The sequence below is a fragment of the Pseudomonas sp. NFPP07 genome (assembly GCF_900115645.1).
Taxonomy (GTDB): Bacteria; Pseudomonadota; Gammaproteobacteria; order Pseudomonadales; family Pseudomonadaceae; genus Aquipseudomonas; species Aquipseudomonas chlororaphis.
The window spans coordinates 169,419-187,020 of record NZ_FOXG01000004.1; the positions used below are offsets into that span (position 1 = coordinate 169,419).

Annotated in this window: 19 protein-coding genes; 7 read left to right on the forward strand and 12 right to left on the reverse strand. The window is 64.6% G+C overall.

The window, feature by feature from the left end:
* Positions 1–14: 14 nt before the first annotated feature.
* The 3 genes from iolB to iolC all read right to left on the reverse strand — a co-directional run bounded on the left by iolB (position 15) and on the right by iolC (position 3,891).
* Positions 15–839 (reverse strand): 5-deoxy-glucuronate isomerase, encoded by an 825-nt coding sequence (iolB, locus tag BM019_RS11945; RefSeq protein ID WP_092418353.1) that lies wholly within the window; start codon positions 837–839, stop codon positions 15–17.
* Positions 836–1,729 (reverse strand): myo-inosose-2 dehydratase, encoded by an 894-nt coding sequence (iolE, locus tag BM019_RS11950; protein ID WP_092418354.1) that lies wholly within the window; start codon positions 1,727–1,729, stop codon positions 836–838. Before iolE ends, iolB begins: the two co-directional genes overlap by 4 nt.
* A 203-nt stretch (positions 1,730–1,932) precedes the next feature.
* On the reverse strand, positions 1,933–3,891 hold the full coding sequence (gene iolC / locus BM019_RS11955) for a bifunctional 5-dehydro-2-deoxygluconokinase/5-dehydro-2-deoxyphosphogluconate aldolase (RefSeq protein WP_092418355.1): 1,959 nt from the start codon (positions 3,889–3,891) through the stop codon (positions 1,933–1,935).
* On the opposite strand from iolC, the gene BM019_RS30470 reads away from it, so the two are divergent.
* Together BM019_RS30470 and BM019_RS11960 are read left to right on the forward strand one after the other, a co-directional pair.
* On the forward strand, positions 3,890–4,126 hold the full coding sequence (locus BM019_RS30470) for a hypothetical protein (RefSeq protein ID WP_139217370.1): 237 nt from the start codon (positions 3,890–3,892) through the stop codon (positions 4,124–4,126). The two genes, iolC and BM019_RS30470, sit on opposite strands and share 2 nt — an antisense overlap.
* A gap of 87 nt (positions 4,127–4,213) precedes the next feature.
* On the forward strand, positions 4,214–5,134 hold the full coding sequence (locus BM019_RS11960; protein ID WP_009043375.1) for a MurR/RpiR family transcriptional regulator: 921 nt from the start codon (positions 4,214–4,216) through the stop codon (positions 5,132–5,134).
* Positions 5,135–5,137: 3 nt separating this feature from the next.
* On the opposite strand, the gene BM019_RS11965 is transcribed toward BM019_RS11960, so the two are convergent.
* Positions 5,138–6,004 (reverse strand): patatin-like phospholipase family protein, encoded by an 867-nt coding sequence (locus BM019_RS11965; RefSeq protein ID WP_092418356.1) that lies wholly within the window; start codon positions 6,002–6,004, stop codon positions 5,138–5,140.
* 412 nt (positions 6,005–6,416) lie between these two features.
* On the opposite strand from BM019_RS11965, the gene BM019_RS11970 reads away from it, so the two are divergent.
* Both BM019_RS11970 and BM019_RS11975 read left to right on the forward strand, forming a co-directional pair.
* Positions 6,417–6,884, forward strand: a complete 468-nt coding sequence (locus tag BM019_RS11970) for an NUDIX hydrolase (protein WP_092418357.1) — start codon at positions 6,417–6,419, stop codon at positions 6,882–6,884.
* 373 nt (positions 6,885–7,257) lie between these two features.
* Positions 7,258–7,863, forward strand: coding sequence for a glutathione S-transferase (locus BM019_RS11975; RefSeq protein WP_092418358.1), 606 nt, complete (start codon positions 7,258–7,260; stop codon positions 7,861–7,863).
* 163 nt (positions 7,864–8,026) lie between these two features.
* Here the strand turns inward: BM019_RS11975 and hcnC are convergent, their stop codons facing one another.
* The 5 genes from hcnC to BM019_RS12000 all read right to left on the reverse strand — a co-directional run bounded on the left by hcnC (position 8,027) and on the right by BM019_RS12000 (position 12,178).
* Positions 8,027–9,283 carry a cyanide-forming glycine dehydrogenase subunit HcnC gene (gene hcnC, locus BM019_RS11980; protein ID WP_092418359.1) on the reverse strand — a complete coding sequence of 419 codons (1,257 nt, stop codon included), beginning with the start codon at positions 9,281–9,283 and terminating at the stop codon, positions 8,027–8,029.
* Positions 9,276–10,685, reverse strand: a complete 1,410-nt coding sequence (gene hcnB, locus BM019_RS11985; RefSeq protein ID WP_009043370.1) for a cyanide-forming glycine dehydrogenase subunit HcnB — start codon at positions 10,683–10,685, stop codon at positions 9,276–9,278. The genes hcnC and hcnB overlap by 8 nt, the downstream gene beginning before the upstream one ends.
* On the reverse strand, positions 10,682–10,999 hold the full coding sequence (hcnA, locus tag BM019_RS11990) for a cyanide-forming glycine dehydrogenase subunit HcnA (RefSeq protein ID WP_041986661.1): 318 nt from the start codon (positions 10,997–10,999) through the stop codon (positions 10,682–10,684). Before hcnA ends, hcnB begins: the two co-directional genes overlap by 4 nt.
* Positions 11,000–11,209: 210 nt before the next feature.
* Complete coding sequence (locus BM019_RS11995; RefSeq protein ID WP_009043368.1) at positions 11,210–11,749, reverse strand: hypothetical protein; 540 nt, start codon at positions 11,747–11,749, stop codon at positions 11,210–11,212.
* A gap of 90 nt (positions 11,750–11,839) precedes the next feature.
* The gene (locus BM019_RS12000) at positions 11,840–12,178 is read right to left on the reverse strand and encodes a YdcA family protein (RefSeq protein ID WP_092418360.1); all 339 of its coding nucleotides are present in this window, start codon (positions 12,176–12,178) and stop codon (positions 11,840–11,842) included.
* Positions 12,179–12,361: 183 nt separating this feature from the next.
* Here BM019_RS12000 and BM019_RS12005 point away from each other — a divergent pair, with 183 nt between their 5' ends.
* On the forward strand, positions 12,362–13,045 hold the full coding sequence (locus tag BM019_RS12005; protein ID WP_009043366.1) for a response regulator transcription factor: 684 nt from the start codon (positions 12,362–12,364) through the stop codon (positions 13,043–13,045).
* Entirely contained in the window at positions 13,023–14,417 is a 1,395-nt protein-coding gene (locus tag BM019_RS12010; protein ID WP_092418361.1) for a sensor histidine kinase, read from the forward strand. Before BM019_RS12005 ends, BM019_RS12010 begins: the two co-directional genes overlap by 23 nt.
* A gap of 128 nt (positions 14,418–14,545) precedes the next feature.
* Here the strand turns inward: BM019_RS12010 and BM019_RS12015 are convergent, their stop codons facing one another.
* The 3 genes from BM019_RS12015 to BM019_RS12025 all read right to left on the reverse strand — a co-directional run bounded on the left by BM019_RS12015 (position 14,546) and on the right by BM019_RS12025 (position 16,728).
* Positions 14,546–14,815, reverse strand: a complete 270-nt coding sequence (locus BM019_RS12015) for a DUF1652 domain-containing protein (protein ID WP_062825487.1) — start codon at positions 14,813–14,815, stop codon at positions 14,546–14,548.
* A gap of 11 nt (positions 14,816–14,826) precedes the next feature.
* Positions 14,827–15,078: a CsbD family protein gene (locus BM019_RS12020; RefSeq protein WP_062825486.1), complete on the reverse strand. Its 252-nt coding sequence runs from the start codon at positions 15,076–15,078 to the stop codon at positions 14,827–14,829.
* A gap of 150 nt (positions 15,079–15,228) precedes the next feature.
* On the reverse strand, positions 15,229–16,728 hold the full coding sequence (locus BM019_RS12025) for a helix-turn-helix transcriptional regulator (RefSeq protein ID WP_092418362.1): 1,500 nt from the start codon (positions 16,726–16,728) through the stop codon (positions 15,229–15,231).
* A gap of 191 nt (positions 16,729–16,919) precedes the next feature.
* On the opposite strand from BM019_RS12025, the gene BM019_RS12030 reads away from it, so the two are divergent.
* Entirely contained in the window at positions 16,920–17,474 is a 555-nt protein-coding gene (locus BM019_RS12030; RefSeq protein WP_009043361.1) for a GNAT family N-acetyltransferase, read from the forward strand.
* Positions 17,475–17,602: the final 128 nt, after the last annotated feature.

Sequence of the window (17,602 nt, forward strand, 5' to 3'; positions counted from 1 at the left end):
TCAGAGGCTGGAAATCACAGATCCAGCAGCCAGCTGTGCCGCGGATCGTTATGGAACTGCCAGACCCGCTTGGGGCCGGCCATGACGTTCAGGTAATAGGACTCGTAGCCATAGGGCACGCTGACCGGGTGGTAACCCTTGGGCACCACCACCAGGTCGCCGTGCTCCACGGCCATGGCCTCGTCGAGGCTGCGATCGTCGGTGTAGACCCGCTGGAACACGAAGCCCTGGGGCGGGTTGACCTGGTGGTAATAGGTCTCTTCGAGAAAGCTCTGGTGCGGCAGGTCGTCGGTGTCGTGCTTGTGCGGCGGGTAGCTGGAGGAGTGCCCGGACGGCGTGCGCACCTCCACCACCAGCAGCGAATGGGCCGGCTCGCTGTCCGGCAGGATGTCGCAGACATAGCGGGTGTTGGCGCCCTTGCCACGCACGCTGCGCTTCATGCTCTCGGGAAGGATCAGCCGGGGGCCGAGGCCGTTGGTGGCGGAGCTTTTTGCAGTAGCGCCGGGCGCGGCGCAGACGGCGATCTGCACATCGCTCAGGGCCGTGACCTGGGCCTGGCTGCCGGGCGGCAGGTAGACGGCGAAGGGCGACTTGTCCTCGAACACCGATTGCCGGTCGCCGAGGTTGTCCCAGCCGAACGCGCCCTGCCCCGGCGCCTCGCCCTGGATGCCGATGCGCCCGCTGAGCAGCACCAGGCACAGCTCCCGGTCGCCGGCATTGACCGGCAGGCTTTCGCCGAGGCTCAGGCGGTAGGCGGCAAAGCCGACGTACTGCAATCGGCCCTCAGCCAACTGGACCATGGTCCGGCCCTTGGCCGCGCTTTTTACCAGCAGGCTCATTGTCCAGTCCTCTCATCAAGCAGCGCGCGCAAGGTGTCATAACCCTTCTTCGCGTAGACATAACTCGGTGCCACCGCCGGGTCCTGCTCGGCCTCCACCACCAGCCAGCCCTGGTAATCGGCGGCCAGCAGCTCGTCCAGCAGCGCGGCGAAATCGATGTCGCCATCCCCCGGCACGGTGAAGGTGCCGTTGATGATGCAGTCGGGGAAACTCCACAGGTGGTTGCGCGCCAGCTGCACCACCGGCTTGCGCACATCCTTGAAGTGCACGTGGCAGATGCGCCCGATGTGCTTGCGCAGCACTTGCAGCGGTTCGCCGCCGCCCATGTAGCAATGGCCCGAATCGAACAGCAGGCCGACTTCGCTGCCGGTCAGGCTCATCAGCTGGTCGATGTCCGCCGGCGATTCGACGTAGGCGCCCATATGGTGGTGGTACGCCAGGCGCACGCCCTGGGACAGGGTGAAACGCGCAAGCTCAGTGAGCTTGTCGGCGTATTCCTGCCAGGCCTGCTGGCTGTGAAAACGCGGGCGCTCCACCAGCGGAATGCGCTGGCCCTGGATCGAGTCGGCGACCTCGCCGTAGACCAGCACGCTGGCGCCGTTCTGCGCCAGCAACTGCACATGGCTGGCGATGGCGTCGATCTCCTCGGCCACCGAGCGCCGGGCCAGGCGGCTGGAATACCAGCCCGAGACCAGCGCCAGGTCATAAGGCCGCAGTACATCGCCGACGCCCTTGGCATCCTTGGGGAACTTGCCGTTGAGCTCGAAACCTTCGTAGCCGATTTCCTTGCCCTCGCTCAGCGCGGTGCTCAAAGGCGTTTCGCCGCCGAGGGACGGCAGGTCGTCGTTGCTCCAGGAAATCGGGTTGATGCCAATTCGGATTGCGGGCATGGCTGCACCTTTTATTGTTTTCTAAAGCAGTTCTGAAAAATTCCCGGCCTCGTACCTACTGCTGTAGCCGCTGTAGCCGCTGCCGAGCCTGCGAGGCTGCGATCGGTGGCGCAGCCACCGCAAGCGTTGTACCTGACACTACGCGTTGTCAGGTTTTGCGAACGCTACGCGCTCGATCGCAGCCTCGCTACGCTCGGCAGCGGCTACAGGGATTTGGTTTGCGTTTGGGGTCGGGCGGCGCGCCAGGCGTCGATCAGCTCGACGAAGGTCGCCTGCACCCGGCGGATCAGGGTTTCGTCGTCGATCTCGCTGGCCAGCCAGGCCCGGCTCGGTTCGTGGAAGATCGTGCGGCCCACGGCAAAGCCGCGGCAGGTGCGGCTGTTGCCGGCCTGGCGGAACCCCTCGGCCAGGGTCGCCGCCGGGGCGTTGAGGCCCAGCAGCACCACGCCACGGCAATAGGGGTCGCGCTCCTCGATCAGCTCGTCGAGCCGGGTCCAGTCTTCGGCGCTTTGCGCCTCGATCTTCCACCAGGCCGGGAAGATGCCCAGGTTGTACAGGCGCTTGAGGGCGCGGTAGAGCACGTCCGGGTGAGTCGAGGGATGGTCCTTGGGCGGAATGATTTCCAGCAGCAGCTCATGGCCGCTGGCCTGGGACGCCTGGTACAGGCCCTTGATCTGCGCTTCCTGCTCCAGACGCAGCAGCGGCTCGTCGTCCGGGTGGTATTGCACCAGGCACTTGATGATCTGCTCCTGGGGCCAGGCGATCAGGTTGCTGCCGATCGAACGCCCGTGTTCGAAGGCCAGCGGCCGCGAGCCCTGGACTTCCACCGGCCGTGCCACCCACCAGCCACGGCCGGTGGCGGCGTTCAGCGAGTCCTGGCCGAAACGCTGGTCGGCCAGCAGGCCGACATCGGCTTCGATGCCCTGCTTGCGCAAATCAGCCTCGACCCGCTCCACCGCCTGGATAAACAGCTGCTTGAGCTGGCCGATGGCCCTGAGCTCGCGCCCGCCCTTCTGCGCCAGTTCCACCAACTGCCCGCGATGGTCGAAGGCGAAGATGAACAGCTGCTTCCAGGCCTTGCGCGGCACGCTGACCTGATGCAGGCGCTGCAGGGTGCTGTCCTGGTCCGGCCGGGTGATGGGCACCGGGCTGTTGAACAGGTAATCCAGCTCGGCGCGGGTCGGCATCGCCGGCGCGCAGGCATGGCGCGACACCACCAGGCCGCCGCAGGCATTGGCCAGCTGGCAGCAGCGCTCATCGCTGGCGTCCTCCAGCCAGCCACTGAGGAAGCCGGACATAAAGGCATCGCCCGCCCCCAGCACATTGAGCACTTCGACCCGCACCCCGGGGTAGATCGCGCCGTCTTCCAGGCGCGCCGGGATCGCCCCGTGGATCACCGTGCAGCCCTGGGGACCGAGCTTGACCACCAGGGTCGCGGCGGTCAGCGAACGCACGGTGCGCAAGGCGCTGAGTAGATCGTCGCTGCCGCCGGCGATAAGGAACTCTTCTTCGGTGCCGACGATCAGGTCGAAGCGCGGCAGGATCTTCTGCACATGGGCGCTGACGTTCTGGTCGGCGACAAACCGGGTCTCGCCATCGGCCTTGCCCGCCAGGCCCCAGAGCACCGGGCGGTAGTCGATGTCGAGCACACGCTTGACGTCGTGCCGCTCGGCGTACTCCAGGGCCTGCAGGCTGGCCTGGTACACGCCGTCGGTGGAGAAATGGGTGCCGGTGATCAGCAAGGCCTTGCTGGAGGCGATAAAGGCTTCATTGATGTCCTCGGCGCGCAGGGCCATGTCGGCGCAGTTCTCGCGGTAGAACACCAGGGGGAAGGTTTCGCGGTCCTTGAGCCCGAGCAGGACCAGGGCGGTCAGGCGCTGCGGGTCGACCTTGATCGCGCTGACGTCGCAGCCTTCGCGGGCCAGGGACTCCACCAAAAAACGCCCCATGTGATCGTCGCCGACCCGGCTCAGCATCGCCGAGCGCAAGCCCAGGCGCGCGGTGCCGAAGGCGATGTTGGCAGAGGAGCCGCCGAGGTATTTGGCGAAGCTTACGACATCCTCCAGCCGGGCCCCGACCTGCTGTGCGTAAAGGTCGACGCCCAGGCGTCCGAGGCAAATCAGATCCAATTGACGCCCACTGGCAAAACGAGTCTGGCCCATGCTGGCTCCTGTTATTTTTATCAGCCTGCGCGTGGCACCGAGGAAGGCGCCGAACGCTCTTGGTGGATGCAGACTAAAACGTTCACCGGCACCAATCAATATTTTTTCTATAAAATTTTTACGTGGAATATTTTTTCCAATAAACTTTTTCAAGGCCGCTCCAGGCAGCCTGCATCGTTTCAGCAAGCGCCCCGTGGCCGCGCGCCTCAAGATTTTCCCCGCGCCGACCCTGTAGACTGCGCACAGCCCACCTATTGTCAGGGAGTGGATCAACCCGCCCGCTCCCATTAAGTACAAGCCAGTAAGCACAGAAGGATTGCCTATGTCCCGCACCGATCAGCCGGCCACGACCGAGAGCCCGCAAGACAGCGACCTCGCCAGCCCCCCGATCAATGCCGAGCGCCTGCTGCAGCTGATCACCCAGGAATACGAAAGCCTGCCGCGCCAGCTCAAGCGCATCGCCAGCTACATGAGCCAGCAGAGCGACCGGATCATGGTCGACCGCATCAGCGATATCGCCGGCGAATGCGAGGTGCACCCCTCGGCCATCGTGCGCTTCTCCCAGCGCTTCGGCTTCAGCGGCTTCAGCGAAATGCAGGCGCTGTTTCGCGAGGCCTACACCCACAAGACCACCCCGGTACAGAACTACCAGCAGCGCATCCGCAGCATGATCGCCAACAAGTCGCAGAAGGCCAGCGGCGGCGACCTGGCGCGCGAGTGCATCAACGCCACCCTGTCGGGCATCGAGCGCCTGGGCCTGGAGCTGGACGACGCGGCCTTCGACAAGGCCGTGGACCTGGTGGTCAACGCCGACAACATCTACGTGGTCGGGGTACGCCGCTCCTTCGCCGTGGCCGATTACCTGGTGTACAACCTGCAGCACACCAACAAGCGCATTCACCTGGTGTCGGGCCTGGGCGGCAGCTACCGCGAGCAGATGCGCAGCATCCGCCCCAACGACCTGGTGATCGCCATCAGCTTCACCCCCTATGCCAAGGAAACCCAGCACTGCCTGCGCATCGCCCAGCACAATCAGGCCAAGACCCTGATCATCACCGACAGCAACCTGTCGCCCCTGGCCAAGCGCGCCAATACCGTGCTGCTGGTCAACGAAGGCAGCTCCTTCGCCTTCCGCTCCCTGAGCGCGACCTTGTGCCTGTGCCAGGCGCTGTTCATCGCCGTGGCCTACCGCCTGGAACTGAAGGTCGACGAGATTCACGAACAGGCGGGGTTCGAGGACTGACCCTCACCCCGCCGCGTGTGTATGCGCCCGCAACGCCCCCGGCACGCCGGTACGGATCAAGCCGCCCTCCTCGACCCAGGCCAGGGTCTGCTGGTGGGCCCGTTGCAGCAGTTGCTCGGTCTGGCTGAAGTCGAACACCGAAATACCCAGCGGACACAAGGGCGCGACCACATGGATCGCCGCCTGTGGCGAATGGAGCTCAATATCCCGCACCAGCTGGCGCATGCTCATCAGGTTCAGGGTGTGCAAGGCCAGGGCGATCAAGCCGCTCGGCGGTCGCGGGCAGGCGCAGCCGAATCCCGTCGGCACCACGATGACCCGGGTCGCGCCCAGCGACACCGCCGCGGCGATCGGGGTATTACTGGCGACGCCACCGTCGACCAGCAGCTTGTCGCCGATCTGCACCCAGGGAAACACCAGCGGAATCGCGGCACTGGCCAGCAGGGCCTGCTCGACGCTGCCGCTGGATAACAGCTCCTCGGCCCCGGTGAGCAGGTTGGTGGTGACGATATGCAGGGGCAGTTCGGTGTCCTCGATGCGGGTCACCGGCAGCACCCGGCGCACCAGGCTCGCCAGCGCCGACGAGGGCAACAGGCAGCCGCGACGCTTGAGCACGGACGACAGCGCGTCAATCAAGGAAAACGGAAACACATCGGCCTTGCGCAAGCCACGCCAGAAATCGGCCAGTTCGGCGACGCCACGGGCATTGGGCCTGGCGGCAAAGTAGGCACCATTGAGGGCGCCGACCGACGCGCCGACCACCAGGTCGAACACCACATGCTTTTCGAGCAGCGCCCGCAGCATCCCCACCTGGACAGCCCCGAGGCTACCGCCACCGGCAAGGACAAGGGCAGTTCGGGTGGGATGCATAGCGCTTCTCCTGCCGATGTTCGGCCATTGCTTTCTAAACAATAGCCCTGCCGCACTCCGCTACCAGGGTCTGTACGAAAAGTCGGCGAGCGAAGGTCAGGCAAGGCAAAAACAGGCGAGGAAGCGGAGTTTAGGGGCCTAAATGAGCATTCCGAGCCTGTTTTTAACGCAGCATGGCCGAGCGCAGCCACTTTTCGTACAGAGCCTAGGCCGTCTGGCGGCTCCCTCGCCATGACATGCTTTTCATCCGAAAGACCGGCACCAGGTACGTCGCTCACCTACGCTGGGTAACGGATGCTCCACAGCACAATCGTGCTTGCGCCGTTCAATCAAGTGCTGGTCATGGGCATCAGGACAAGTCCCTCGCAGTGCCAGGGAAGTTTGAGGTTCAAACTCACGCAAGGAGCGCATCATGACCGACAAAGCATACGCAATTCTTCTCCATTCCGAAGATGAGGATAATGGCTACCTCTACTTCCCCATTAAACGAAACAATCTCGTTTATGGCGGCATGCCGCAGTTTTTCGGCGGCACCAAGAATGCGGGAGAAACGGATCACGACACTATCGCCCGGGAGATGAAAGAGGAAAGCGACGGTAAAATCACCTTGGGCGCCGGCGGCTTGACGTCGATATACAAGTCCAGGGTCGGCAACAATAACTACAGCTTTTATATAGCCGAGAACTACCAGGGAAAGAACTTCCTGGGCAGCCTGACCAACAGCGAGATGAGCAGTATTCAGCAGTTCTTCGTTCAAGTCGGGCAGCAGGACGATGTCGAGGACCTGCTCAAATCCCTCAAGATCGTTCCGACCGTGGAGTTTACCGAGTCGGAAACCTATGAGGCGTTCAATAAGGCAATCGCCTGGAGTGAGAAATAAACAAGCGCAGTGAGATGCACGGCGTTTTATCGAGCCTGTCACACCGCAACGGTAGAACTCAGCCGATATCGCTTCGCACGCTTAAACCCGCAGTGCAACACCCGGCTGCGGGTTTCCAATCGTTATCGCCGATACACAGGTAGCAGTGCCTGGCGGTCCTCTTACAACTTCGCACTCATATAACCGCTCGCCTGTTTCAGCCCCCTGCGACAGGCTGCCCGAGAACGTTCACCCTCGCCTCATGACACCTGGAACACAGGTCATCGATGATTGACAGCAATAACCAGGCCCCCGATAGCCAACACCGGACATTTGTCGCTAAATTAGCCGCGGCCCTCCCCCTGTCTCGTTGTTCCGCACAAGGAAATGCTCAATGAAACTCATCGGTATGCTCGACTCCCCTTACGTACGCCGCGTGGCCATTACCCTCAAGCGCCTGGATATCCCGTTCGAGCATGAGGCGTTGTCGGTGTTTCGCACCTTCGAGCAGTTCCAGCGCATCAACCCGGTGGTCAAGGCGCCGACCCTGATCTGCGACGACGGCACGGTGCTGATGGATTCGTGCCTGATCATCGACTACCTGGAAGCCCTGGCCGGCCGTAGCCTGTTGCCGGCGGCGCCCCAGGCGCGGGCCCATGACCTGCGGCTGATCGGCCTGGCGCTGGCGGCGTGCGAGAAGTCGGTGCAGATCTACTACGAGTACCAGCTGCGCCCCGCCGAGAAGCGGCACGAACCGTGGCTGGAGCGGGTTCGCGGGCAGCTGGCGGCGGCCTATGGCGAGCTGGAACAAGAACTGGAGAAACGCCCGCTGGCCACCGATGGCGATATCGATCAGGCCGGTATCAGCCTGGCCGTGGCCTGGAGCTTTACCCAACTGCTGGTGGCCGAGCATCTGGATGCCGCGCGGTTTCCAAGGGTCAAGGCGTTTGCGGAATACGCCGAAGGGTTGGCGTTGTTTGTCAGTACGCCGATGGTTTGAGGCCACCAGGCGACGCGGTGTTACTGCAGCACCGCGTCACCGTTCACGCTCATCGCGAGCAAGCTCGCTCCTACAGAGGACTGCGTCGTTCTCGACGTCATGTACAACGCGACCTTTGTAGGAGCGAGCTTGCTCGCGAAAAACTTCAGGGAGGCGCGATGCCTCAGGCCAGCGCCACCTGCAACGGCGCCACCGCCTGCAAGCCGAAACGCTCGGCGAGGAACGGCGTGATATCCAGCGGCAACGGCTCCTCATTCACCAACCGATCCAGCAGCACCCCGGTGATCGCCGAGGTCAGGATGCCGGTGCGGAAGTGCCCGCAGGCATTGAGGTAACCCTCTACCCCGCACATCGGCCCAAGGATCGGCAGTTCATCCGGCGAGCCCGGGCGCAGGCCGGCCCAGCAGCGCTTGAGGTTGACCTGTTCGAGCTGCGGCACGCAGCGCACCGCGCCCTGCACCAGGCCCTGGATTTCCCGGTAGGTGGTGCTGATGTCGAAGCCCTTGTCCTCGGTGGTGCTGCCGATCAGGATCTCGCCGTTGTCCTTCTGCGCCATGTAGCAGTCGCTGGTGGTCAGGCAACCGTTGAGCAGTTGCGGCATGCGCTCGGTGAGCAGGATCTGGCCCTTGACCGGCTTCACCGGAATGCTCGCGCCAGTGGCTTGCAGGCTCAGCTCCGCGGCCCAGGCACCGGCGGCGTTGATCAGGGTGTCGCAATGGAACAGCCCCGCCTCCGCCGTCTGCACCCCGCTGATCCGGCTGCCCTGGTGCAGCACCCCGGTGACGTTGGTGTTGAAGTACATGTCCACGCCGTTCTGCCGCGCGCCTTCGGTGTAGGCGTCGGCCAGGCGGAACGGGTTGACCTGGTGGTCGCAGAGGAATTCCAGGGCACCCTGGGCGGCATGGCTGACGTTCGGCTCCGCCTCGCGCAGCGCCGCCTGGTCGAGCCAGCGCACCTGATGGGCCAGGTGCGGGATGCAGGCCACGATGTGCTCGGCGTAGAGCCGGTCCTCGTCGTCGTAGATCACGAACTTCAGCCCGGTGCGCTCGAACTTGAAGTCCATGCCGTGGCGTTCGCGCAGTTCTTCATGCAACTGCGGGTACAGGCCGTTGGATTGCAGGGCGAAGTCGAAGAACGACTGCGGCAGGATATGCGGCGTGCTGGAGTCCACCAACACCGCCGAACCCTGGGCCTGGCGCTTGTTGCGCGCCGACATCATGCGAAAGAAGATCACCCCGCAGCCCAGCCCCACCGACTCGCCGATGGCCCACAGGCCGCCGGCCGAGGCACGGGTGGCATTGCCCGGACGCTTGGCGTCGATCAACGCCACCCGCAGGTTCTTGCGCTTGGACAACTGGTACGCGCAGGAAGCGCCGATCACACCGCCGCCGGCGATGACTACGTCGTAGAACTTACTCATGATTCACAGCATCCTTGCTCGGTTGAGGGAAGGCGGAAAAAGGAATCGGGTCCAGGGGGAAACGCGGGCGCAGCCAGCCCACGTCCTGGCGCCCGGTGGCCTGGCGCAGGCGGTCGCTGCAATAGCCCACGCACATGCGGCCCTGGCAGTCGCCCATGCTCACCCGGGTGCGCATCTTCAGGCTGGCCATGTCCTGCACGCCCTGCTCCAGGGCGCGGTCGATATCGCCACGGGTGGCGTGTTCGCAACGGCAGATCAGGGTGTCGGCGGCCGGCAGATCGATCTGCCCGGTGCCGCGTTCGGTATAGCGGTCCACCGCGGCGCGGAAACGGGTGATGGAGGCCAGTTTGTTCTGGTACTTCTGGCGCCGCGCCAGGGCCTCCTCGTTGCTCAGCACATCGCGCTGCATCAGGATCGACAACGCGGCGATGCGCCCGGTGAGCATCGCCGCCTCGCCGCCGCGAATCCCGCCCATGTCGCCCGCCAGGTGAATGTGCGACTCGCTGCTTTGCTGCCAGACGTTGGCCGTGGCCCGCAGGTAGCCGTCATGGCTGAAGCCGTGGTTGAGGCCCATCTGCTGGCTGAGCTGGGTGCGCGGGATAAAGCCGTAGCCCACCGCCAGGGTCTGCGCGGCGACCTGTTGCAGGCGGCTCAGGTCCGGCTCCCAGCGCGCCGAGTACGGCGCCACGCTGACGCTTTCCAGGCCGTCGCTGCCCTGGGCCTCGACCACGCCCCAGCCGTAATGCATCGGGATGCGGTGCAGCTTGAGGTAGGCCAGCATGCTCAGGCCGTCGAGGAACAGCTGCGGCTTGTTCAGCAGCGCCAGGCTTTCCTTGGCGATCCGGCCAAAGGTGCAGGCCTCGTAGACCGCCGCTACATTCGCGCCACTGGCGTGCAGCTGGCAGGCCACCAGCGGCAGCAGCGGCCCGCTGCCGGCGATCACCACCGGCCCGCGCGGCTTGACCACGCCGCTCTTGATCTGCAACTGCAAGCCGCCCAGCAGCATCACCCCGGGCAAGGTCCAGCCGGGAAACGGCACGCTGCGTTCATGGCAACCGGCGGCCAGCAGCAACTGCGGATAGGCCACTTCCTGCAAGTGCTCGTCGGCATCCAGCAGGACCAGGCTGCCCTTGCCTTCGGCCCCCACCACCCGGTGGTTGAGGCGCACATCGATCATCTGCTCGCAGTCGGAAAAGGCGCCGTGCAGTTTCGCCAGGGCCTCGCAATAACGCGGCCCCAGATAGTCCAGCTGCACGCCGTCGCGCAGCGGTCCGCGATAGACCACGCCGCCCAGGCGCGAGGCCTCGTCGATCAGGGTACTGCGCACCCCGTGCTCGGCCAGTTCGATGGCCGCGGCCATGCCCGCGGGGCCGCCGCCGACGATCAGTGGATTGAGGCTCATAGCACCTCCTCCGCGGCAATGATGCGGTTGACCTCGGTCTGTACCTGCATGCCTGGCCGCACCTGGGTCTGGCAGGCCCGGCGCTTGTGCCGGCCGTCGATCTGCACCAGGCAGCAATGGCACACGCCCATGCCGCAATAGGCGCCGGCCAGCTGGCCGTGGTCGTTGCGCGCCACCTGACGCAGCCCGAGGGACTGGATGACGCTGAGTACGGTTTCACCAATCGCCGCCGTCACCGGCTGGCCATTGAGGCTGATGGTCATATCCGCCTGTTGCAGTGGCTGGATATCGAAGGTTCGTTCGGTATGGCGCATCAGTAAATTCGTCCTTGAACGGAGTGAAGAGGAATGCCAGCGTCCTGCTGTGCATTGCCGTGAACCTGGACTTCGACCCGGATCACGGTTGCGCGACGCCAGCTCCTCGGAGCTGAACACCGGGCCAATCTAGTAGGTTTGTCAAACAACAACATTGATCTGGGCCAAGCAAAGCGCAAGGCTCTGGAATGCGCCTTGCGCCGCCCTGCCCTAACTGGAGAACACGTAGCGGCCCTTGACCTTGCGCGGCCCGATGAAAGCGAAATCCGGAAAGATCAGGCTGCGCACGTACATCGCGAAAAACACCACCCCCAAGGTAATGGCCGCGCCGATCAGGGTCCCCAACGGGTCCTCGGCATAACCTTCGAACAACCGCGGAAATTGCGACAGGGTCAGAAGGGCATAGAAGGTGTAGGCGTTCGCCGAAGGTTTATGGAAGCCCCAGGCAAACAGCAGCGGCACCACCCCACCCAAGAGCGCGAATACCCAGGCAGCCTTGGGGCCGATGACCGAGCCGAGGAAGAACCCGGCCACCGCGCCGACCACCGCCTGCAGCAGCATCACCGCCAGCAGGAGCTGGATTTTGCGCCGGTGCCGGGCATAGAGCGCGGGGTCGGAATAGGCCGCGATCCAGAACGCCAGCAGCCGCTCCTTGATCCCGCTGCCGGCGAACGCGGCAAAGGTTTCGCCCTTGGAGCGCCCGGCCTCGAGGCTGGCGATGACTTGGCGCTTGGCTTGCTGTTTGTCCATCCGTCTTGTCCCCGATAGTGGCCCCCGGCGGCGCCGTGCCGGCAACGCTAGTAGAGGCACCCGGGCCTGTCCAATCGGTGTCTGCGCGGGTTATTTGCGCTTGTAGCTTTTGCTGCCGCTCGGGGTCAGACAATAGACCCCGCCCCGTGGTCCGGTGCAGAAACTGCCACTGCCACAGGAGCAGCCGTCGCTGCTGCGCAACAGGGTTTGCGGGCGCGCGGCCTGGCCCGGGTCGCCGTAGCGCGCGGCACAGTTTTGCCTGGAGCCGCTGATGGAGCCGTCGTTACACAGGAACAGCTCGCCGTCGCAACCGGCGATTCCACCCTTCTTGCCGGAGCAGGGTTGATTGGCGGCGAACGCCGGGGCCGCCGCCAGCAGCAACAGACAGGCGCCCAGGGCTTTCCAGTCGAGGTCATGAGGTCGGTGCATTGCGTAGCGTCCCTGCCAGCCAGTAATAGCTGGATGATATCAACGATCGCTCGACCCAGCGCGCCTGCTACCCTGCGTTGGCCAGGGCACTGGCGCGAAGATGAAAGATTTTTTAGAAAGCCCGCGGCCATTTCTTGGCAAAATGCCGGCCTGTGTCATGAAATCCCAATCAGGTAAGCCCCTATGACCCGCATTCTGACCATCGAAGACGATGCCGTAACAGCCCGCGAAATCGTGGCCGAACTGAGCAGCCACGGGCTGGACGTGGATTGGGTCGATAACGGTCGCGAAGGCCTGGTACGTGCCGTCAGCGGCGACTACGACCTGATCACCCTGGACCGCATGCTGCCCGAGCTGGATGGCCTGGCCATCGTCACCACCCTGCGCACCATCGGCGTGTCGACGCCGATCCTGATGATCAGCGCCCTGTCCGACGTCGACGAACGCGTGCGCGGCCTGCGCGCCGGCGGCGACGACTACCTGACCAAACCCTTCGCCTCCGATGAAATGGCGGCCCGGGTCGAGGTGCTGTTGCGGCGCAAGAGCACGGTGCAGGAATTCGAGACCTGCCTGCGGGTCGCCGACCTGGAGCTGAACCTGATCAGCCGCGAAGCAACCCGCGCCGACCAGTTGCTGAGCCTGTTGCCCACCGAATACAAGCTGCTGGAATTCTTGATGCGCAACACCGGCCAGATCCTCTCGCGGATGATGATTTTCGAGGAGGTCTGGGGCTATCACTTCGACCCGGGCACCAACCTGATCGACGTGCATATCGGCCGCCTGCGCAAGAAGATCGATCCGCCCGGCATGACCCCGCTGATCCGCACCGTGCGAGGCTCGGGTTATGTCATTGCTGAACCCCTCTAAGGGCTGGCGCTCCTCCAGCAGCCGCCTGCTGGCGCTCTACAGTTCGCTGTTCGTGGCCTGGAGCTGCATCCTCATGGGCGTCATGTACTACGAGGTGTCCGGCTACCTGGAAAGCCTCGCCAAGCACTCGCTGATGCAGCGCCAGCACCTGTTCGCGCGCTTCCAGGGCGAACAGCTGGAAGAGGCCCTGACCACCAGCATGACCTTCGACATGCGCGCCATCGACGCCTACGGCCTGTTCGACGAGCGCCGCCGCTACCTCAGCGGGCCGATCCGCGAGATTCCCGACGACCTGCCGCTGGACGGGCAGATCCACGAGCTCAAGAGCTGCATCGACTCCGACGACCCCAACCTGCCCCGCGACAGTTGCGACGCGGTGGCCACCTACACCCGCGATGGCCGCTGGCTGATCCTGGTGCGCGACAACGGCTCGCTGTTCGCGGTGACGCGGATCATCCTCCACGCGCTGCTGTGGGGCGTGTCGCTGACCATCATTCCCGGGGCCGCCGGCTGGCACCTGCTCCGGCGCCGGCCGCTGCGACGGATCCGCGCCCTGCAGGCCAGCGCCGAGGCGATAGTCGCCGGCGACATGACCCACCGCCTGCCGCTGTCCAACCGCCGCGACGAGCTGGACATGCTGGCGGCCATCGTCAACGCCATGCTCGACCGCATCGAGCGGCTGATGAACGAGGTCAAGGGCGTGTGCGACAACATCGCCCACGACCTGCGCACCCCGCTCACCCGCCTTCGCGCCCAGCTGTACCGCATGCAGCAACAGGCGGTCGAGGGCACGCCGGAAGCCTTGCAACTGGACCAGGTGCTGGCCGAGGCCGACCGGTTGATGGCGCGTTTTCGCGGCTTGCTGCGGATTTCCGAGATCGAAGACCACCAGCGTCGCTCGGGCTTTGTCGAGCTCGACCCGCTGCCGTTGCTGCGCGAGCTGTATGACTTTTATTTGCCCCTGGCCGAGGAAGGCCAGCTGACCCTGACCCTGGATGTGCCCGCCACGCTGCCGAGCCTGACCGGCGACCGCGCCCTGCTGTTCGAGGCCCTGGCCAACCTGTTGAGCAACTCGATCAAGTTCACCCCGCCGGGCGGCGAAGTGATTCTGCGCGGGGTCGAGGATGGCGGCTGTACGCGCCTGGAAGTCCTCGACTCCGGCCCCGGCATTCCCGAGGCCGAGCGCAAGGCGGTGTTCCAGCGCTTCTACCGGGTCGACGACAGCAACTCCCACGGCGGCTTTGGCCTGGGCCTGTCCATCGTCGCCGCCATCGTCAGCCTGCACGGCTTCAAGCTCGACGTCGGCAGCAGCGACCGCGGCGGCGCGCGCCTGAGCCTCGATTGCCGGCCGAGCCTGATCGCCAAGACCTGAAACGCGGGCCCTGCTCCGTTGAACGCAACCTCCTGTAGGAGCGAGCTTGCTCGCGATGGAGGCCAACGATAACGCAGCATGTCTGAAGCACCGCAGTGTCTTGAGTTTTTTCGCGAGCAAGCTCGCTCCTACAGGGGGCCGGGTAAGGTTCCGGACAGATGCACCAGGCTGATGGAGTTGCTGCGCAACTCGTACCGCAGCTCCTCGATCATCGCCAGCACGTCCGCTTCAGTCTCAAGCAGCCGCGGGTCGATGCCGGTGACCACCAGGTCGACCCGGCCGCTTTGCGGTTCGTAGATCCGCAGGGTGAAGGTGGAGTCGGAGCCGGTGCTGAAGGCACAGGCCAGGGGCGCGAAGCCCTGTTCGATGTAGCGGCGCAACTGCGCCCGGGAAATCACCCAGGCCTTCCTCAGCGGCGACGCCACAACAGGCCGGCCAGCAGGCCGATCCCGGCGAGGATGGCGACGCTGGCCATGGGTTTGTCACGGACAAAGCGGGAGACGCTGTCCAGCGCATCGCCATAGGTTTCCTGCAATTGCCCGGCAGCCTGGCGAGCGGCGCCTTCCAGGCGCATCTGCTGATCGTCCAGCAGCTCGCCTGCCACGCCCTGGGCCTTGCCGGCCGCGGTGCCCACCGCACCTTTGATCTGTTCGCTACGCATCGTGCATTCCTTCAGCTGATGATTTTCGGTGCACGGCCCGTGTCAGCCACGGCACCGCACATCACCCAGCCTAAAAAACCCCGTCACGCCGCAAAAGCGCCATTTGTACTGATGGCACTGGTGCATTTGCACCGGTCAGCGCTGCACCTGTCAGCGCTGAGCCTTGCCACGGCGCTCGCCGCTGAACAGCCCACGTTCGCGGGCCCAGACAATGGCCTCAGCGCGGCTGTGCACCGCCAGCTTGGAATACACCGTGGCCACGTGATTGCGCACCGTGCTGGGCGCCAGTTGCAGGCGCGCGGCGATCTCCTTGTCGGCCAGGCCCTCGCAGATCAGCCCCAGCACATCGCGCTCGCGGGCGGTCAGGTCGGTAAAGGACGCACTGGGCTGCTCGGCCTGGTTGGCGCTGCGCACATTGGCCAGCTTTTCGATCAGGGTCTGGCTGAACCACGAGGCATCGCGCATCACCTCTTCGATCGCCGACACCAGCTCCAGCTCGGAGCGCTTGCGCTCGGTGATGTCCATCAGCACCAGCAGGTAGCTGGGCTTGCCCTGGATATCCACGGTGTCGGCCGAGACCACGCAGTCGAGCAGTTCGCCGCCCTTCTTCGCCACCCGAAGGTCGACGTTGCGCACATCGGCGCTTTTCTCCAGGGCACCGAACAGGCTGGCACAGGCCTGCTGGCTGGCGATAAAACCGACCTCCTCCACTGTCTTGCCCAGCAGCTCTTCGGCGGTATAACCGGTGCTGTCGAGAAAGGCCTCGTTGACGTCGACGATCTGCTGGCTGTCGGCGCCGCAGACCAGGGTCGGCACCGGCGTCAGGCGAAACGCCTTGGCAAAGCGCTCCTCGCTCTGGCGCAGGGCGGTCTCGGCCTTGCGCCGCGGCTCCAGGTCCATGAAGGAAAACAGCATGCAGTCTTCTTCGTTGATATCCAGCGGCTGGCCAGCGACTATCACCAGCTTGCTGCCGCCTTCGGGCAGGCGCAGCTCGGCCTGCATCTGCGGGATGGTCGCGCCCTGGTTCAGGCGTTCGATGGCCAGGTCCTTGCGCTCGGCGCCCTCCAGCACATCCACTTCGTACACCGAGCGGCCGATCACCTGGTCGCGGGCATAACCAGTCATTTCCAGGAAGCCCTGGTTGACCTTGATGTAGCGCAGGTCGCTGAGGCGGCAGATCACCGCCGGTGCCGGGTTGGAATTGAAGGTCTTCTCGAAACGCTGTTCGGCGCTGGCCCACTCGGTGGCATCGCTGAGGATCAGCACCAGGGATTCCACCTCGCCGGCGCGGTCGGTAAGGATCATGCTGCGCACCCGATGCACCCAGGTGCGTTCTTCCTCGCCCTCGCCGCTGCGCACCTCCACCACCACATCGCTGAAAGTCTCCCCAGCGGCGACCCTATTGATGGGGTAGCTGTCCAGGGCCAGCGGGTGGTTGTTGCGATAACGCAGGGCGAAACGCTCGGCGTATTGCTGGTCGTCGGCGCCCAGCTCGGCGATCTCCTCGACCCCGTGCATGGCCAGCGCCGCCTCGTTGGCCCAGACGATGCGCCGGTCCGCCTCGAGCAGGATGACCCCGTCGGACAGTCCGGAAATGATCTGCTGCAACTGCCGGCGATTGGTTTCGGTGGCGAGTAGATCCTGGCTCATGGCAACTCCTCAAAGGCCCGGCGCCACTGGCGTGACGTCGAAAAAAGGCGGGCAGAAACTACGACCACGGCGCATCGCCATCGTGCCCTGGAGCCGATGCGCCAATGACAGCGGAGTACTGGAGCCTCGCCTGCGCAAAGGCTAAGCTGCCGCACCCGGCCCAATCCGCCAATGCCATCAAGGAGTGAAGCATGATCACCATCCGTGAAGCTGACAGCCGCGATATCGATGCCCTCCAAGCCATCGGATGCGCCACCTACCGCGAGCATTTCTCCTCGATCTGGACCGCTGAAGGCATACAGCAGTTTCTCGACCAGGACTTCTCCCTCCATACCCTGCGAGACTCTCTTGCCGCCAAGAGCGAGCATCTGTGGCTGCTGGCCCTGGACGAGCAACAACACCCCATAGGTTTCGCCAAACTCAACTGGGCGCGGCCCACTCCGGGCAGCGGCATTCCCGGTGCCGAGTTGCAGAAGATCTATCTGCTCAAATCCCAGGCCGGCAAGGGGCACGGTCGCCGCTTGCTTGAGCATGTGCTGCAGCGCGCCACCGATGCCGGTGAACCCTGCCTGTGGCTGGACGTGCTCAAGAGCAACATTGGCGCCCAGCGTTTTTATGCCAGCGCCGGCCTGCGTCAGGTAGGCGAGGTGCCCTTCAACACCGACCTGGAGCAGATAGGGATGTGGGTGATGGCTTGCGACCTGCCCGGCCGCAGCAACCGCTTGTCACCCCGCTCGCCCCTGTAGCCGCTGGCGCAGCCTGCGATAGACCCGCAGGGTCTCCGGCGCCAGCAGGATCGCCGCGAGCGTGCCGCTCGATCGCAGCCTGCGGCAGCGGCTACACAGGCCTTGAGCAGGGCCGGAATACCGAGAGG

Excerpts from the sequence above, each read along its gene's own strand:
- iolB (WP_092418353.1), bottom strand. The coding sequence starts at position 839 with ATGAGCCTGCTGGTAAAAAGCGCGGCCAAGGGCCGGACCATGGTCCAG.
- iolE (WP_092418354.1), bottom strand. The coding sequence starts at position 1,729 with ATGCCCGCAATCCGAATTGGCATCAACCCGATTTCCTGGAGCAACGAC.
- BM019_RS30470 (WP_139217370.1), top strand. The coding sequence starts at position 3,890 with ATGCTGGCTCCTGTTATTTTTATCAGCCTGCGCGTGGCACCGAGGAAG.
- iolC (WP_092418355.1), bottom strand. The coding sequence starts at position 3,891 with ATGGGCCAGACTCGTTTTGCCAGTGGGCGTCAATTGGATCTGATTTGC.
- BM019_RS11960 (WP_009043375.1), top strand. The coding sequence starts at position 4,214 with ATGTCCCGCACCGATCAGCCGGCCACGACCGAGAGCCCGCAAGACAGC.
- BM019_RS11965 (WP_092418356.1), bottom strand. The coding sequence starts at position 6,004 with ATGCATCCCACCCGAACTGCCCTTGTCCTTGCCGGTGGCGGTAGCCTC.
- BM019_RS11970 (WP_092418357.1), top strand. The coding sequence starts at position 6,417 with ATGACCGACAAAGCATACGCAATTCTTCTCCATTCCGAAGATGAGGAT.
- BM019_RS11975 (WP_092418358.1), top strand. The coding sequence starts at position 7,258 with ATGAAACTCATCGGTATGCTCGACTCCCCTTACGTACGCCGCGTGGCC.
- hcnC (WP_092418359.1), bottom strand. The coding sequence starts at position 9,283 with ATGAGTAAGTTCTACGACGTAGTCATCGCCGGCGGCGGTGTGATCGGC.
- hcnB (WP_009043370.1), bottom strand. The coding sequence starts at position 10,685 with ATGAGCCTCAATCCACTGATCGTCGGCGGCGGCCCCGCGGGCATGGCC.
- hcnA (WP_041986661.1), bottom strand. The coding sequence starts at position 10,999 with ATGCGCCATACCGAACGAACCTTCGATATCCAGCCACTGCAACAGGCG.
- BM019_RS11995 (WP_009043368.1), bottom strand. The coding sequence starts at position 11,749 with ATGGACAAACAGCAAGCCAAGCGCCAAGTCATCGCCAGCCTCGAGGCC.
- BM019_RS12000 (WP_092418360.1), bottom strand. The coding sequence starts at position 12,178 with ATGCACCGACCTCATGACCTCGACTGGAAAGCCCTGGGCGCCTGTCTG.
- BM019_RS12005 (WP_009043366.1), top strand. The coding sequence starts at position 12,362 with ATGACCCGCATTCTGACCATCGAAGACGATGCCGTAACAGCCCGCGAA.
- BM019_RS12010 (WP_092418361.1), top strand. The coding sequence starts at position 13,023 with ATGTCATTGCTGAACCCCTCTAAGGGCTGGCGCTCCTCCAGCAGCCGC.
- BM019_RS12020 (WP_062825486.1), bottom strand. The coding sequence starts at position 15,078 with ATGCGTAGCGAACAGATCAAAGGTGCGGTGGGCACCGCGGCCGGCAAG.
- BM019_RS12025 (WP_092418362.1), bottom strand. The coding sequence starts at position 16,728 with ATGAGCCAGGATCTACTCGCCACCGAAACCAATCGCCGGCAGTTGCAG.
- BM019_RS12030 (WP_009043361.1), top strand. The coding sequence starts at position 16,920 with ATGATCACCATCCGTGAAGCTGACAGCCGCGATATCGATGCCCTCCAA.